General features: G+C 57.3%; 8 protein-coding genes and 1 tRNA gene. 4 read left to right on the top strand and 5 right to left on the bottom strand.

What is annotated here, in order from left to right; translation table 11 throughout:
- Window positions 1–205, top strand: a 205-nt coding sequence (locus G392_RS14060; RefSeq protein ID WP_211224354.1) for a hypothetical protein, incomplete at its 5' end; no start/stop codon positions are given.
- Here the strand turns inward: G392_RS14060 and G392_RS0106710 are convergent.
- The 4 genes from G392_RS0106710 to G392_RS0106695 form a co-directional block, all read right to left on the bottom strand.
- Window positions 171–713 carry an L-threonylcarbamoyladenylate synthase gene (locus tag G392_RS0106710; RefSeq protein ID WP_027009630.1) on the bottom strand — a complete coding sequence of 181 codons (543 nt, stop codon included), beginning with the start codon at window positions 711–713 and terminating at the stop codon, window positions 171–173. The two genes, G392_RS14060 and G392_RS0106710, sit on opposite strands and share 35 nt — an antisense overlap.
- A gap of 66 nt (window positions 714–779) precedes the next feature.
- Window positions 780–1,670 (bottom strand): OmpA family protein, encoded by an 891-nt coding sequence (locus G392_RS12340; RefSeq protein WP_034334608.1) that lies wholly within the window; start codon window positions 1,668–1,670, stop codon window positions 780–782.
- Window positions 1,671–1,740: 70 nt separating this feature from the next.
- Window positions 1,741–2,304, bottom strand: a complete 564-nt coding sequence (locus tag G392_RS0106700) for a YadA-like family protein (RefSeq protein ID WP_027009629.1) — start codon at window positions 2,302–2,304, stop codon at window positions 1,741–1,743.
- Window positions 2,305–2,355: 51 nt separating this feature from the next.
- A complete protein-coding gene (locus tag G392_RS0106695; protein ID WP_027009628.1) occupies window positions 2,356–11,271 on the bottom strand; it encodes an ESPR-type extended signal peptide-containing protein in 8,916 nt (2,971 codons plus the stop codon).
- A gap of 831 nt (window positions 11,272–12,102) precedes the next feature.
- Between G392_RS0106695 and pdxA the strand changes: the two genes are divergently transcribed.
- Window positions 12,103–13,077 (top strand): 4-hydroxythreonine-4-phosphate dehydrogenase PdxA, encoded by a 975-nt coding sequence (gene pdxA, locus G392_RS0106685; protein WP_027009627.1) that lies wholly within the window; start codon window positions 12,103–12,105, stop codon window positions 13,075–13,077.
- Between the two features lie 424 nt (window positions 13,078–13,501).
- Here pdxA and G392_RS0106675 read toward each other — a convergent pair whose 3' ends face one another.
- Window positions 13,502–14,152: an energy-coupling factor ABC transporter permease gene (locus G392_RS0106675; RefSeq protein ID WP_051255620.1), complete on the bottom strand. Its 651-nt coding sequence runs from the start codon at window positions 14,150–14,152 to the stop codon at window positions 13,502–13,504.
- Between the two features lie 91 nt (window positions 14,153–14,243).
- Here G392_RS0106675 and G392_RS0106670 point away from each other — a divergent pair.
- Both G392_RS0106670 and G392_RS0106665 read left to right on the top strand, forming a co-directional pair.
- A tRNA-Ser gene (locus G392_RS0106670) sits at window positions 14,244–14,334 on the top strand.
- 103 nt (window positions 14,335–14,437) lie between these two features.
- A complete protein-coding gene (locus tag G392_RS0106665) occupies window positions 14,438–15,976 on the top strand; it encodes a methyltransferase regulatory domain-containing protein (RefSeq protein ID WP_027009624.1) in 1,539 nt (512 codons plus the stop codon).
- The last annotated feature ends 37 nt before the right edge of the window (window positions 15,977–16,013 follow it).

Genomic DNA, 16,013 nt, shown 5'->3' with positions numbered 1-16,013 from the left:
TCAAAACATAAAAAATTCACTACCGCAACAAGAAACTTCTGCGCCGCAGCAGCGAAAAACCGAACTATACGCACATAAACAAACTTTGTCAAAGGGTTTGACGGGAAATTTGGGAGAAAATGGTATAGTTATTGTTTTTATTTGGTATTTTGTTGGGCGTTTTGTGGGGTTCAGCGCAGTTTTTGTCCGCTTTGCCATTCGATGATTGTGCTGGGCTGTTTTCTGTTGCCGGTTCTGCCGCGAATGATGTGTATGCGGCAGCCGAATTGGCGGCGCACTTCGCGGGCGGTTTTGCAGGGTTTGCGTCCGCTACGGTTGCAGGAGGTGGAAATCAGGGCGTTGCCGAGCATGCGGCACAGACGGCGCGCGCCGGTGTGGTCGGGAATGCGTACCGCCAGTTGTTTGCGCCGCCGTCCGCGCAGGGCGGGCAGGACGTTGCCGGCATCGAGCAGGTAGGTTGCGGGGGCAGGCCAGATGTTTTGCAAACGGGCTTGGGTGGTCGGGGAAAGCGGGCGCAGGTAGGGGGTGAGCCGCGACAGTTTGTCGGCGATGACAATCAGTCCTTTGTGTTGCGGGCGTTGTTTGAGCCGCAGGATTTTGCGCAGGGCGTCGGCACGGTGCGGCAGTCCGCCCAGGCCGTAGCAGGATTCGGTGGGATAGGCGACGATGCCGCCGCGCCGCAGATGGCGCACGGTTGCGGGGTTGATTCTCATAAAGCACCTGAAAAAACGCCCCGAACCGTGTGGATTCGGGACGTTGCATTTTAGCGCAAAACGGGTTTAACGGGGCAAGGTAATGCCTTGATTGCCGTTATTGCCGCTTGCGGAAATGCCGTTTACTTCGATTTCCACGCGGCGGTTGGGTTGCAGGCAGGCAATCAGTTCGGTGCGGTTGCCGTTGTTGGCACATTGTTTGACCGGATAGCCTTCGCCCATGCCGAATGCGAGCATCAAGCCGCGCGGCACGCCGCGCTGGTAGAGATAGCGGCGGACGGTTTCGGCACGTTGCTGCGACAACATCATGTTGTAGTAGTCGCTGCCCAAATAGTCGGTATGACCCATGATGCGGATTTGGTCGATGCGCGGGAAGCGGCGCAATTCCACTGCCAATTGGTCGAGTTCGGCTTTGCCTTTGGGCAGCATGTTGGCTTCATCGCCTTTGTCGAACACGAACAGGGCGTCTGCCGACAGGGTGAAGCGGTGCGGTGCGGGCTGCTCGGGCGTGGGCGCGGGAACAGGCTTGGGCTGCGGCAATTCGGGCGGACACACGGCATTGACGGGGTCTACCGCTTTCCAATAAAAGCTGCGGGCAAATTTGTTTTTGTCGAACAAAACTTTGTATTGGCAAGTGGTTACGCCATCCGTGCCTTGTCCGGGCGTGTTGAAGTGGAACAGGTAGTTCCATTCGGTTACGCGGAAGCCTTCGTTAAACTGGGGGCGACCAATCAGGTAATACAGTTGGTCTTTGCTCATGCCGCTACGGATTTCTTTCAGGTTCGCCACGTTGGGAAAGGTGCCGCGGTCTTTGTTAAACGCGGTGCTTTCGGGGTTGGGCCAAACCAGTTGGTCGGCGCTGCCGTCTGCGTGGACATAGGTGCCGGAAGTGCCGCAAGCCGACAGTGCCAACGCAGCCGCCAACGACAATGCCCATGGTTTCATAGTGTGTTTCATTTAAGATTCCTTGTTTGTCTTGCAAGCGGTCTGCGCTTTGGCACAGACCGCCCGCATTACAGTTTGCGCATTACCACTGGTAACCCGCACCGACAGTCGCGCCGAAGTGTCCGCGCGTATGGCCGTTCACCGAGCCTTTGATGACCCAGTTGCCGCCGTCGCTGATGGCGGAGAAGCCTACGGCGTAACCCTGCTTGCCGCGATAGGTGCTGCCGGCAACGGAAACCATGCTCTTGCCGGGCAGATACGCCTGCGGCAGACCTGCGGTCGCCATGGCGGCGGCGGTACCCGCATCGGCCTCATCGGCGATGTCGCCCAAACGGTTGTGGATTTGGGTCAGACCCGCTTTGAGCTGGTCAACGTTCACCGCGTCCGTACCGCGTTTGCCCGGTGCGACATTGTGAATCGTTACCGGTTGCAGATTGCCTTTGTCGTCTTTATTGACCACCAAGCTCACCGCATCGGCTTTCGAGCCGTCCTCATTGTAAACGTGTGCCAGAGGCGTATCGATTTTCACGGTCGGCTGCGGCGCGGTTTTGTCCAGCGACACGGTCGTACCCTGACCATCGACAAATTTCACCGTTGCCGGCGCGTTGCCTGTGGGCTTGACGGTTACCGGCGCTTCATCGTTCACGCCCAGATTCCAGCCCGCGCCCGCTACGGCGTTGACGTTGTTTACAGTGGACTACAGTGCGTACAACTGGCTGCCGTTTACCGCATCGGTGCTGTTTTCGCCAATCATGCCCGGCGCCACGTTTTGAATGCGGCGGGTTTCACCGGCATTGCCCACGCTGACCACGCCGACCACCTTGTCGCGTCCGGCATAGGCATTGTCTGCCACGTTTGCCGCGTCTTGGTTCAAGGCTTTGGACGAATCGTGTTTGTCCGCGCCGCCGGTCGAGCCTTGCGTGTCGCTTGCCGCAACATAAGCGGATTTATCGCCCAAGAACACCGAATTGTCGGCAGTGGTTTCCACATTGCTGCCCAACACGAACGTACTGTTGGTGGCGACTTTATTGTCGTTGCCGATGGTGTAGCTGCCGTCTCCGGACACTACGGACGGGTCGCCGATGGCACCCGAGCGTTTGCCGGTAACTTGGTTGCCCACGCCGATGCTGATGCTGTTGTCGCCAATCGCACCCGCGCCTTTACCGATGGCAATCGCATTCGCACCCGAAGCATTGGCTTCATTGCCGATGGCCAGCGTGCTTTCGCCCGAAGCATCGGCTTTGTAACCGACTGCGGTGGCGTATGCGCCGCTCGCGCTCGAATCATTGGTGCTCTTGCCCTGCTCGACCGGTTTGACCACGCCGTCATTGGTGTGGAAGAACTTGATGCCTTCCTCATTCATGCGTCCGACCGCTTCAATCACGTTGTTGGTCAAGTATTTGCCACGGTCTTTCACATTATAGGTTGTCAGCGTGTAGCCGTTGGACGAAGGTACTTTCTGTTTGGTAACCGAACCGTCCGGCTGGACAACGTCTACCTCAAGCGTGGTGAAGTTGGTTTTCGCGGGGTCGCCGCCCACCACTTGGTACACCTGATACAACTGGCTGCCGTTTACCGCTTCTTTGCTGTCGGGCGCGACTTTGCCGTCTGCAACATTGACAATCTTATTGCCGCCGTTGTCCAAGCCCGTGCCGGTGAGGCTGACCACACCGCCGGTTGCCGGCGTAATCGTCAAGCCGTTGCCGTCCAGCTTGGTGGTTTTGTCGCCGTCTTTGGCGGTAACGCTGACCACATTCAGATTGTCGCTGGTGGCAACCGAGAAGCCGTTGTCGATTTGGGTAATTTTGATGTTTTTACCCGCATCGAGCGTCATGGTTTCGCCGTTGCCGATGCGTTTGTCGGTGGCCTTGCTGTCGCCCAACTCGCCGCCTTCGGACTTGCTGGCATTCAGGTTGAAGCCCGTATTGCCCGCAGCCGTGTTGATGGCTTTGTTCAGGTTTTGCAGGTCTGCCACATTCACCGCATTGTTCAGTTGCGAACCGGTCGCATTCTCCAAAGCGGTAACAAAGGCATCGTCTTTCAAGTTTTCACCCACACCACTGGCAACGTTGTGCAGACGTACGGGCGCATCTTGGTTTCCGCCAATCAGGGTAATGCTGTTGGTCGGTTCGCCCATGACTTTGTTACCAACGTTCTTCACGTCGGCACCGTCGGTGTAGCTCAACGGGGTGTCGATGCGGATGCTGCTGGTTTTGCCGTCTTTGTTGTCGATGACGATGTTGCTGCCGTAGCCGTTGACGAAGTCGACGGTGTCGCTGTGGCGTACGAAGTCTTTGGCTTCGCCGTTGGCTTTGAGGTTCCAGCCGGCGTTGACGACGTCGCTTACGGTGGCGGCGTTGTTGGCTTTCAACTCGGGTACGGCGGTGGACTCGGTGCGGTTGCCCGCTACTTCTTTCTCACCGGTGGCGTCGTACACTTTGTTGCCCGCATCGTCAACGACGTTGAGGTTGCCTTTGACGTTGGCAAGGGTGGTCGGTGCTTTGGTGTCGTCGCCGCCGCTGTTCATGGAGGCGATGACGTCATCGGCATTGACTTTGTCTCCTGTGCCGTCGGGCTGTTTGGTGAAGCTGCCGTCGGGTTGTTTGTAGACTTTGTTGCCTTCGGTATCGGTGTACACGACGGGCAGTTGGGCGTGGTTGGTGATGTTTTGGGCATCAAGGTCTACGGTGATGGTGTGGACGCCGTTGTCGTTTTTGCCGCTGACTTTCACGAGGTCGCCGCCGCTGATTTTGACTTCGCCGGCGTTTTTCACTTGTCCGCTATAGGGGGTGTTGTTGATGCCGTTGTCGTCTTGGGTTTTGTCGGCGCTGATGACCCAACCCATGTTGCGCAGGTCGCCTACGGTGGCGGCGGTGTTGTCAGCCACGGGGGCGCCGTTTTTGCCGTTGCCGGTCAGGTCGAGCAGTCCTGCGGGTTTGCCGTCGGCATGGGTGTTGAGTCCGCTGCTGACGTTGCTGATGCTGACGGGGGCGCCGTCTGCATTGCTCAGTTTGAGTCCTTCAGGGGTACTACCGAGTTTGACGGTGTTGCCGCCGTCTTTCAGGTCGATGCCTTTGAACTCGGGGTTGTCGGCAAATTTAACCTTCAGTTTGCCGTTTTCGTTGGCAATGTAGGTGTTTTTGTCGCTAACCGCTGCGCCGTCGTTGCCGCCTTCGAGGTTGAGGGTTTCGCCGAGTTTTTTGTGAATCTCGGCGCCGTCGTTGCCGGCAAATTTCATGCCGGTGTCGATGAGGTGGTCAACGGCTTTGTTGGTGACGTTGGCAACGTCGCCGGTTTTGGCGAGTTTGTTTTCGTCGGGGGTCGATGCTTTGCCGTCTGTGAAGGTGACGTCGCCGGTCAGGGCGGCGGTGTTCACTTCGTATTTGACGGTGGTGGCGCCGTTGTCTTCGCCGATGGTGACTTTGGTGCTGTCGCCGTCGATGAAGTTGACTTTGCTGCCGGCTTTGATGTCGGCTTTGTCGGCGCCTTTTTCTTGCAGGGTCCATGCGACGTTGTTGACGGCGTTGGCGACGTCGCCGACGGTGGCGATTTTGCCGCTGTCTTCGTTGGCTACGGCTTTTTTGTCTTCACCAACGGTAACGCTGCCGGTCTTGACGTCGAAGCTGACGTTGACTGTGCCGTTTTCGCCCGCTTCAACTTTGCTGGCGGTGTTGTCGCCGTCTTTGAAGTTGAGTTGGTCGGTCGGGGTCAGTTTGGCTACTTCGGTACCCGCATTGTCGCCAACTTTGATGCCTTCGTTGATGTAGGCGTTCAGGTTGGTGAGGGCGTCTTGGACGTTACCGGCTTTGTTGCCGTACGGGCTTTGGTCTTCTTTGCCAACTTGGAAGTCAAAGCCTTGGACTTTGCCGTCTTCAAATTTGGTGTCGCCGCCAAGTACGTTGCGGATGCTGTCGCCCAGGGCGTACAGTTGGCTGCCGTTGACGGCATCGGTGCTGGTTTCGCTCAGGTCGGCAGGGGCAACGTTGGTGATTTTGGCTGCGGCGCCGTCGTTTGCTTCAACTTTGAGGACGCCGTCCTTCGCGGTCAGGGTAACGGGATTGGCGGTCGCAGGGTCGCTGCCTTTGCCGATGGTGACGGTGTTGCTGTTCACTCCGGTAAAGGTGACGGTTTCTTGGGTGCCGAAGGTGAAGTTGTTGCCGTCTTGCTTCACTTTCAGGTTCTTGCCCGCTTGCAGGGTCACTTTGTCGCCCGCTTTGACCAGTTGCGCTTGGTCGCCGCCTTCGACAACGCCGCCTTCAACCGCACCTGCCTGCGCCAACCAGCCGCTATTGTTGATGGCATTGGCAACAGTGGTGGCATTGACGGACTTACCGCCTTCGGCTGCGCCGGGATTCACCACTTTGCCATCACCGCCCACGCTCAAATCGGCAAAGCTGACTTCCGGCACATCGGCAGAAATGGTTACTTTGTTACCGTCTTTTTTCACGCCGATGCCTTTGCCCGCCACCACGGTTACCGTGCCGTTGCCGACTTCGCTTGCGCCTTTTCCGGTCGCCGTGCCGCCGTCTTCATCAACGTCCAGTTTCCATTTCAGCGCATTCAGTTGGCTTACGTTCACGGCGTCTTTACCGTCCACACCGTCTGCCACATTGCTGATGGTTACGGGCGCGTTGGTATTGCCGCCGCCCAATTTCAGCTTGTTGCCTTCCACAGGGCTCAGATTGACGACATGGTTACCGTCTGCCAATTTCACCCCTTTAAATTCGGGATTTTCGGCAAACTGCACCAGCAATTTATCACCGTCTTTGGAAACGTAGGTGTTTTTGCTGCTCACGCCCGTGCCGTTGTGTCCGCCCTCGATATTCAGGGTTTCGCCCAATTTTTTATGCACGGGATTGCCGTCGTTGCCGGCAAACTTCATGCCCGTATCCACCACGTGCTTCACAGCCGCGTTGGTTACATTGGCAACGTCGCCCGCTTTGGCAACTTTATTGGCATCGGGTGCTTTGGCTTGATTGTCTGCGGGGTCGAATTTCACTTCGCCCGTATCCACGCTGTATTTCACCGTGGTGGTGTCGCCCGCATGGGTAACGCTGACTTTGGTGTTGTCGCCGTCAACAAAATCCACTTTGCTGCCCGCTTTCACGTCGGCTTTGTGCGCGCCTTTTTCCTGCACGCTCCACGCCACGTTGTTTACGGTGTCCGCCACATCGGCAACGGTGGCAATTTTGCCTGCCGCGTCATCGGCAACGGCTTTTTTGTTTTCGGCTTTGACTTTGCCTGTTTTCACGGCAAAGCTCACATCAACCTTGTCGCCGTTCGCCGTTACCGTGCCGGTAACGCTGTCGGTGTCTTTAAAGTTCAGTGTTTCGGTCGGCGTCAATTTGCCCTTATCGGCATCGTTTTGGGCAACTTTAATGCCTTCGTTCACATAATCATTCAGATTTTTGAACGCATCGGTAACATTGTTTGCCTGATTGCCGTAATTGCCGTTTTCTTTACCAACTTGATATTTGAAATCTTTCACCGCACCGTTTTCAAACTTGGTATCGCCGCCAAACACATTACGCACGCTGTTGCCCAGCGCGTACAGTTGGCTGCCGTTTACCGCGTCTTTGCTGGTTTCGCTGATGTCGGCGGGGGCGACATTGGTGATTTTCGCCGCAGCATCGTTGTTGCCCGCCACTTTCAATACGCCGTTGTTTGCCGTCAAGGTTACGGGATTGGTGGTCGCGGGGGTGCTGCCTTTGCCGATGGTTACGCTGTTGCTGTCCACATGGGTAAAGGTTACGTTTTCTTGCGTGCCGAAGGTAAACTTGCCGTCTTCTTGTTTGACTTTCAAGTTTTTACCGGCTTGCAGGGTAACTTGGTCGCCCGCTTTCACCAGTTTGTTGGTGGGGTTGCCGTCTTGTGCGCCGCCGTCTGCGGTGCCGGAAGTTACTTTCCAGCCACTGTCGTTGATGGCTTTGGCTACGGTGGTGGCATTAACGGCTTTCGCGCCGTCTGTGTTGCTCGGTGTGGCAACTTTGCCGTCCGTACCGACATTCAAATCGGCGTATTCCACGTTTTGCACGGGCGCACCGGGCTTGACGGTGGACGAAATGGTCAGATTGGTGCCATTTTTTTCCACTTTAATGCCGTTACCCGCCAACACGGTTACGGTTTGGCTGCCCACTTCAACCGCACCTTGTCCGGTTGCCGTGCCGCCGGCCGCATCAACGTCCAGTTTCCATTTCAGGTCTTTCAACTGGCTGACGTTTACAGCATCGCTGTCCTGCACGCCGTTTGCCACATTGCCGATGACCACAGGCGCATTGTTGTTGCCGCCGCCCAAGTTGAGCTTGTTGCCCGCTACGGGGTTCAGATTCACGGTGTTGCCGTTATTGACCAGCTTCACGCCTTTAAATTCGGGGTTTTCGGCGAATTTCACCACCAAATTGCCGTTTTCGTTGGCAACATAGGTGTTTTTGTCGGAAACGCCTTGTCCGCCGTGTCCGCCTTTAACGGTGAGCTTCTCGCCCAAGTTTTTATGAACCGCACCACCCGTATTGCCTTCAAAGTTCATGCCTTTTTCAATCAGGTGGGTAACGGCTTTGTTGGTTACGTCTGCCACGTCGCCCGCTTTGGCGAGTTTGTCGCCGTCTTTGCTTGCCGTGCCGTTTTCAAATTTTACTTTGCTGGTTTCGGCATTGTATTTGACGGTGGTGGTGTCGCCCGCATGGGTAACAACGGCTTTGGTGTTGTCGCCGTCGGCAAAATTCACTTTGCTGCCCGCTTTCACATCGGCTTTGTCTTGACCGTTGCCTTGTGCTTTCCATGAAACGTTGTTGATGGTTTGCGCCAAGTTGCCCGCTTGCACGTAGGCATCGCCTTGTGCGGGGTTTTGCACTTTGCCGTTTTGTACGTTCAGGTTGGTGTTGGTGATGGCGGGGCCGCCTTGCTGCGGGGTTGCGCCGATGGTAATCACAGTTTCGCCGTTTTGTTCTTGGGCAACATTCACGGTTGCGCCGTTGCCCGCCACAAATTTCACTTTGTCGCCGGGGGTAACTTTGGCTTTTTGACCGGTTTTGTCGTGAACTTCCCAGCCTTCGTTGATGTAGTTGTTGAGGTGGGTGAAGGCGTCGCCGACATTATTGACGTTGCGGCTTTGTCTGGGATTGGATTCGTGAACAATGCGGTAAGTCGGGGCAGTGAGATTGCCGTCATCATTTACTTTTGCGTTTCCGCCCAAATGCTGCGCGGTGGTTTTCGCCACATTGCCCAAGCGGTCTTGCGTCCAGTACAATTGCGAGCCGTTGATGGCATCGGTGGAGTTTTTGTCGATTTTGCCCGCCGCCACGTTGATGATTTGGCGTTCGCCGCCCTGTTTGCCCACGCTCACCACGCCTTTGGCGGGTGCGCCTTGTCCGGCAAAGCCACTGTATTTCAAGCCGTTTACATTGGCGGTGTTTTCGGTGGTGGCGGCGCGGTCGGTGGAGCTGTCGCCCAAAATCACGCTGTTGTCCTGCGTGGGATTGACGCTGTTGCCCACCACGAAGGTTTTGTTTTTGCTGTTTTGGTTTTTGTTGCCGAACACGCCCGAATCGGTGCCGCTTACTTTGTTTTCAAAGCCCACTGCCAAGGAGCGTTCGCCCGATGTTTGGGTTTTGGTGCCGACTGCGATGGCGTTTTTGTTGCTTGCTTCGGCTTCCGAGCCGATGGCGGTGGCGGTTTCAGCGCTGTTTTTGGCTTTGAAGCCTACGGAAATGCCTTTTACGCCCGATGCTTTGGCTTCGTTACCGAAAGCGATGGTATGGTTGGCATTGGGTTCGGCATCGGCAAAGGCGCCGATGGCGATGGAAGTGTAGGAATCGGCTTGGGCGCCGCTACCGAAGGCGATGGCATCGTCGCCGGAAGCGCGGGCTTGGCTGTCTTTTTGGTAGTTGGTGCCGGCTTGCGTGCCGTATGAGCCGACCGTTCCGCCCGCATCATTGATGTTGGACGAGCCGATGGCGATGGCGCGGTAGCCGGTGGCGTTGGCGGAGTGTCCGACTGCCAGCGAGCCTTTGCCGGTGGCGGCGGCAACGTTACCGATGGCTTGGGCAAAGTCGGCGTCGGCAGCCGATTGGCGGCCGAGTGCCAAAGCGGTGTTGCCACTGGCGTAGGCGGAAGGGCCGATGGCGATGGTGGACGTACCTTGGTTGGCTTTTTTCACGGCATGGGCATTCGCGCCGATGGCAATGCTCAAGCCCGAGCCTGATTTGGCGCGGTCACCCAATGCCACGCCGCCGTTGCCGCCGGTGGCATCGGCATTCGGGCCGATGACCACGCTCACGGAAGAGGTATTGCCTTCAATACCGGCATTGGTCGCCAGCATCGAGCCGGCGTTTTTAATCACGTAGACGCTGCCCGATTTTGTCAAATTCTCTTGTTTTGACAACGGGTTGAACGGATTTTCGCGGTCAAGGTGGCGGCTGCCGCCGTCCGAGCTTTTCGCATTCCAGCCGATAACGACCGCACCGTCAGTGCCTCTTGCGGCGCTCGCGCCCGCACCCAAGGCAACGGTTGCCAAGCCTTGTGCATCTGCTTTCGTACCGATGGCGATGGCATCGGCTTTGTCGGCACCCTTCTCGCTCAGCCTGCTGGTATTCGATTCGCCGTTGCTGCCCGCCATCGCGCCATCACCGATGGCGATGGTTTGTTTGGAATAGGCAACCGCGCCCGCGCCCACAGCAGTGGCATTGGCGCCGCCCGCCATGGAATTGGTACCCACAGCCGTGGTGCGGTCGGAAGCGGCGAAGCTTTGCGAACCGATGGCGGTTGCCTGAATACCCCTAATCGAGTCCAGATTCAAATCGTTGGTGTTAAACGTACCCGACACCACTTTACCCATGCCCGCAACCGCGCCCGCGCCGATGGCGGTGGCACCGTGGTGCAGCGATTGGGTGTGTGCGCCCAAGCTCAATGCGCCACTGCCTTGCGCCACAGTGGAAATATAGGTATCGGGATTGTTTTTGTCGGTGCGGACAAAGCCCTCGCCCTTACGCTGTTTGTCGTCGCCGTCCACCAAATAGCGGTGGGAAGAAACGATGGTTTGCGCGTTGCCCGGCGTTTGGGCAGTGCCGGTGTCGTCCGTACCGATGGCAATCGAGCCGAAGCCGCCCGCGAAAGTGTCGTTACCTGCGGCGATGCTTTGGTTGCCGATGGCTTGGTTGCGCGTACCCAATGCCAGCGCCTGCGTGCCTTTGGCGATGGTTTTCGGGCCTGTTGCGCCCATCGTGCCGAGCGCAACCGATTCTGCGCCCGCCGCTTCCACCTGACGACCGATGGCAACGCCGAAACGGTCGTTGGCTTCGGCAGCATGACCGATGGACACGGTGGAGGTGTGCCCTTTGGTGCTGGCGCCGATGGCAATCGAATTTTCACCGCTTACAGAGGGAGCTGTACCGCCGTTGGGCTTGATTAAGATATTGGTTCTACCCGAACCGCCGGCGATACTGTCGGTCATCAAAGCAGATGCCATGCCCGATGCGCCGCCGAAGGTCAGTGCCACGGCAGCAGCCACCGCCGTTTTCACCGATTTGCTTTTTTTGCCGCGTGCCGGTTCGTTTTCCGACACGGCGACATAGGTATTGGTGGTTTCGTTATAAACAACCCGATAGGTATGGTTCATAATGCAAAATCCTTTATAAACATTGCTCGGTTGCAGACACGCCCCGCGTGCCGCAGATACGCCCCGACACAGACCGTATGCCTTGAGTCGCGGCTGCGTACCGCGCCAAGCGGCACGCAGATTCGGAAACCGCCCGTTTGCCCGCCCTTTGGCGGCGCTTGGGCGCCAAAGGCAAGAATAAGCAAACGGCATACCACCCGCAAAAAGGCGGAACGGCTTCCGGTTGTGGGTTTGTCGGACGAGTTGCCCGCACCTTGAATTTTCGAGTACGGACTCTCGGTAAGTACTTCAGTTTAACACCGCACGAAAAAGGCATCAACATACGGCGGCAAAATCCCGCGCGCGCACACAGCCATGCCGCCGCGCCGTCCTGCCCGTGCGGGCGCATGGTTCTGCGGTTTCTGCTGATTTGCCGCAGCCGGAAACGGCACGGCAGCGCACCCGAATGCCATTGCAATTTTGCTTATCATACCATTAGATTTTATCAATAGAAAAAAGACGGGGACATGTCATCATGCACCTGTGGCGCGTCATTAAATTAACCGAAAAAACACCACACCGTCATTCCCGCGCATGCGGAAATCCAAGTCGAAGCACGACAAACCTTGATAAAACACGGCTTACCAAGCATCGGGCAGTGGATTCCCGCCTGCGCGGGCATGACGGCAGTTTTTATGCTTCGTTGATTCGCAATGAAAGAAATGAAAGAATTTAAATGATGGCACACCCTGGCAAGCCGTCAATCATGGGGTTGTGCTTCGGGGCGCATCATTTGATTTTTATACCCCGACCCCGTGCATGACCACCAACCAATTTATCAAGGACACAATCATGAACATCAAAATCGCCGTAACTTCCGGCGAACCTGCGGGCATCGGGCCGGATATTTGTCTGGCATTGGCAGATGCGGATTTGTCCTGCCGCACGGTGGTGCTGGGCGACAAAAATTTGCTGGCAGAGCGCGCTGCCATGCTCGGCAAAAACACCGTCCTGCACGACTTTTGCGCCGGTGCGCCCGCGCCCGCACAGGGCTTGGAAGTGCTGCACCTGCCACTTGACACGCCCTGCACGGCGGGCAAGCCCGACCCGCGCAATGCGGAATACGTGCTGCGTCTGCTCGACAGGGCGCATCAGGGCATCGCATCGGGCGAATTTGCGGGCATGGTTACCGCGCCCGTGCATAAGGGCATCATCAACGAAGCGGGCAGGGCGGCATTTTTTAGCGGACACACCGAATATTTGGCGGAAAAATCGGGAACGGAACAGGTGGTGATGATGTTGGCGGGCGGCGGTTTGCGCGTGGCACTGCTCACCACCCACCTGCCGCTCAAAGACGTGGCGGCGCAGATTACCCGCGAACGGATTGTACGGATTGCCCGCATCGTCCACGCCGATTTGCGCGACAAATTCGGCATTGCCGCGCCGCGCATTTTGCTGGCGGGGCTGAACCCGCACGCGGGCGAAAACGGGCATTTGGGGCGGGAGGAAATCGATGAAATGCTGCCCGCGCTGGCGCAATTGCAGGGCGAAAGCATCGACATTCGCGGGCCCTATCCTGCCGACACGCTGTTTCAGCCGTTTATGCTGGACGGGGCAGATGCGGTGCTGGCGGCGTATCACGACCAAGGTTTGCCCGTGTTGAAATACGCATCGTTCGGGCGCGGAGCAAACATCACGCTGGGCTTGCCCTTCGTCCGCACATCGGTAGACCACGGCACGGCGGCGGATTTGGCGGGAACGGGGCGGGCAGACGCGGGCAGTTTGTTGGAAGCGGTGCGGGTGGCGCGGGCGATGTGCGGGAATTAGGGTGCGTCATCATTTAAATTTTTCTACCGAAAATCAGTGGCAGGTTGGGTTGGAACGAAGTGAAAACCCAACGATTTCACGATAAAACAATGTATTGTTGGGTTTGCGCCATGCTTCAACCCAAGCTACGCAGGAATGAACTGTCCTTTAGAGTGCGTCATCAATTAGCCAAAAAAACGCCGCACCGTCATTCCCGCGCAGGCGGGAATCCAAGTCGAAGCACGAGAAACTTTGATAAAACATGGCTTGCCAAGCATTGGGAGGTGGATTCCCGCATAGGCGGGAATCCAACAATAAACTCAAGCAAATCTTGATAAAATATCGCTTGCCAAGCATTGCACAGTAGATTCCCGCATTCGCGGGAATGACGGATTTTTTATATTGCACTGAATTTTCAGCATAAAAAATCAATTGATGACACGCCCTAATCCGTCCAAATGTCTTTGTCGCGCTTCAGGTAAACCTCATCGCTGAAGGTTGCCAGCAAACGCGGGGCAAACGACAGCAAAATCGCGGCAAACAATCCGCTTAAAAACGCTTCGCCCCACGCCAGCAGCACAAATACGCGCAGCACCGCAGCGCCGTGCCAATATTGTGCCAGCACGCCCGTCAGCAGCATACCCGCCGCCGCCGCCAAAAAGCCGTACACAAAGATGTACACAAACACGTTCGGCGGCAGATACCGCGTACCGATGCGCCGCACCGCCACGCCCACCGCCCAAGCGGGCAGCACCGTCAGCAGCGACTGCAGCGGCCACACCGCGACAAAGCCCGTGCCGTAGCGCAGGGTTTCCGCCACCAGCAGCCAAAAGCACGCCACGCACCACGCTGCCCGTCCGCCCAGCATCAAACACGCCAGATTCACCCCGAGCAAATGATACGCCGCACCGCCGTAACCCGCCGGCACCTGCGCCAGCAATGCCCCCGCCGACACCAGCGCGCCCGCCCCCAACAAATCCGCCCGCCCGCGCCACAAACGCACAAACGCCGGAGCGCACCATGCCGTCAGCCCCAAGCACAACACCGCCGCGCCCGCCAGCACCTGCCAAGAAAACCACGCCGCATCTGCATTCACATCATCACCCCCGAAGCCGTTATCGCGGCAGTATAGCCGATTTTGCTTGCCCTTTGCGGCAAACACGGTTACAATCCTCGTTTTCCGTCTCGGAGAGGTGGATGAGTGGTTGAAGTCGCACGCCTGGAAAGCGTGTATACGTGAATAGCGTATCGAGGGTTCGAATCCCTTCCTCTCCGCCAGTTTGCTGCAAGCCTTTCGGTATTCCGAAAGGCTTGTTTTGTTTCCCGTCCCACCGAATCGGGGTACAATCCGCCCCCAAATCTTTTTTTCCGGAGAACAATCATGTCGGCATGGTCCTACGGCTACGTCAGCAACGTCGGCTACACCTACGGCTACTATCACGAACTCAACCCTTTACGCGCCATCGTGCCCATGCTTCAGGAAGGTTTGGCGGTTCCCGAAATCAAAAATGCCTGCGAACTGGGCTTCGGGCAGGGCGTGTCGCTCAACGCCCATGCCGCCGCACAGCAAATCCGTTGGTACGGCACGGATTTCAACCCCGCCCACGCCGCTTTCGCCCGCGATTTGGCAAGCACCTGCGGCAGCAACGCGCTGATTACCGACCAAGATTTCGCATCGTTTTGCAGCCGCGACGATTTGCCCGAATTTGAATTTATCGGCTTGCACGGCATTTGGTCGTGGATTTCCGATGACAACCGCCGCATCATCGCAGACTTCGTCCGCCGCAAGCTGGCGGTCGGAGGCATACTCTACATCAGCTACAACACCCTGCCAGGCTGGTCGGCACACGCCCCCATCCGCCACCTGCTTGCCATGCACGACAACGTCCGCTCGGTTGGCGGTCAAAGCCACGAACAAAACGTGCAAAACGCTTTGGCATTCGGCAGCCGCGTGCTGGCACAAAGCCCGCTCGTCCAACACAACGCCCCCAACATCGCCAAACGCTTGGACGAAATCGCCAAGCAAAACACCAACTACCTCGCCCACGAATACCTCAACCGCGACTGGCACCCGATGTATTATGCCGATTTGGCACAGTGGCTCGAACCCGCCAAAGTGGGCTTTGCCTGCTCCGCCAATTATCTGGACGATTTCAATCTCTGCCTGTACACCGCCGAACAGCAAAAGCTGATGGACGAAGTGGCGGGCACGCCTTTGGCACAAACCGTGAAAGACTTTTTGCTGAACAAGCAGTTCCGCCGCGATTTGTGGGTGAAGGGCGCGCGCCGGCTCAACAACGTGCAATTGGCACAACAGCGCGGCAAACAACGCTTCGTGCTGACCGTGCCGCGTGAAAGTGTGGAATTGAGCGTGTCCAACCACGTTACCGTCGGGCTGATGCCGGAAGTGTTCGAGCCGGTGCTGGAAATTTTGTCCGACCACCAAGTCCACCGCACCGCCGACATCACCCAAGCACTCGCAGGCAAAGCCAATCCCGCCCAAGTTTTTGCGGCACTGACGATTTTGCACGCCAAACACCAAGTGGCACAGGTACAGGACGAAGTTTCGGTGGAAGCCGCACGCGGACGCTGCCGCGCCTTCAACGAATCCGTTATCGCCGCCGCCCACAACAACGGCGAAATTTACTACCTGACCAGCCCGCTCTCCGGCGGCGCGGTCTCGGTTTCCCGCATCGACCTGCTGTTTGCCGAAGCCCACAACCACGGCTTGCGCGAACCGCAACAATGGGCGGCACACACTTGGCAGATTCTGCAAGCGCAAGGACAAGCCATGCTCAACAAAGACGGCGAAGCACTCACCACCGAAGCCGACAACCTTGCCGAGCTGACGCGTTTGGCAGAAGAATTTGCCAAACAACGCCTGATTGCACTGAAAGCCCTGCAAATCCTGACCGAGTAAACCGCACACGCGCTGCCGTATGCCGCTTCGGCGGCGC

Source organism: Conchiformibius kuhniae DSM 17694 (genome assembly GCF_000428785.1).
Lineage (GTDB): Bacteria > Pseudomonadota > Gammaproteobacteria > Burkholderiales > Neisseriaceae > Conchiformibius > Conchiformibius kuhniae.
Note: the sequence above shows the minus strand (reverse complement) of the source record. Positions and strands in the feature narration are given on the sequence as shown.

Bases quoted from the DNA above. Each gene is read 5' to 3' on its own strand.
- G392_RS0106710 (WP_027009630.1), bottom strand. From the start codon at position 713: ATGAGAATCAACCCCGCAACCGTGCGCCATCTGCGGCGCGGCGGCATC.
- G392_RS12340 (WP_034334608.1), bottom strand. From the start codon at position 1,670: ATGAAACACACTATGAAACCATGGGCATTGTCGTTGGCGGCTGCGTTG.
- G392_RS0106695 (WP_027009628.1), bottom strand. From the start codon at position 11,271: ATGAACCATACCTATCGGGTTGTTTATAACGAAACCACCAATACCTAT.
- pdxA (WP_027009627.1), top strand. From the start codon at position 12,103: ATGAACATCAAAATCGCCGTAACTTCCGGCGAACCTGCGGGCATCGGG.
- G392_RS0106665 (WP_027009624.1), top strand. From the start codon at position 14,438: ATGTCGGCATGGTCCTACGGCTACGTCAGCAACGTCGGCTACACCTAC.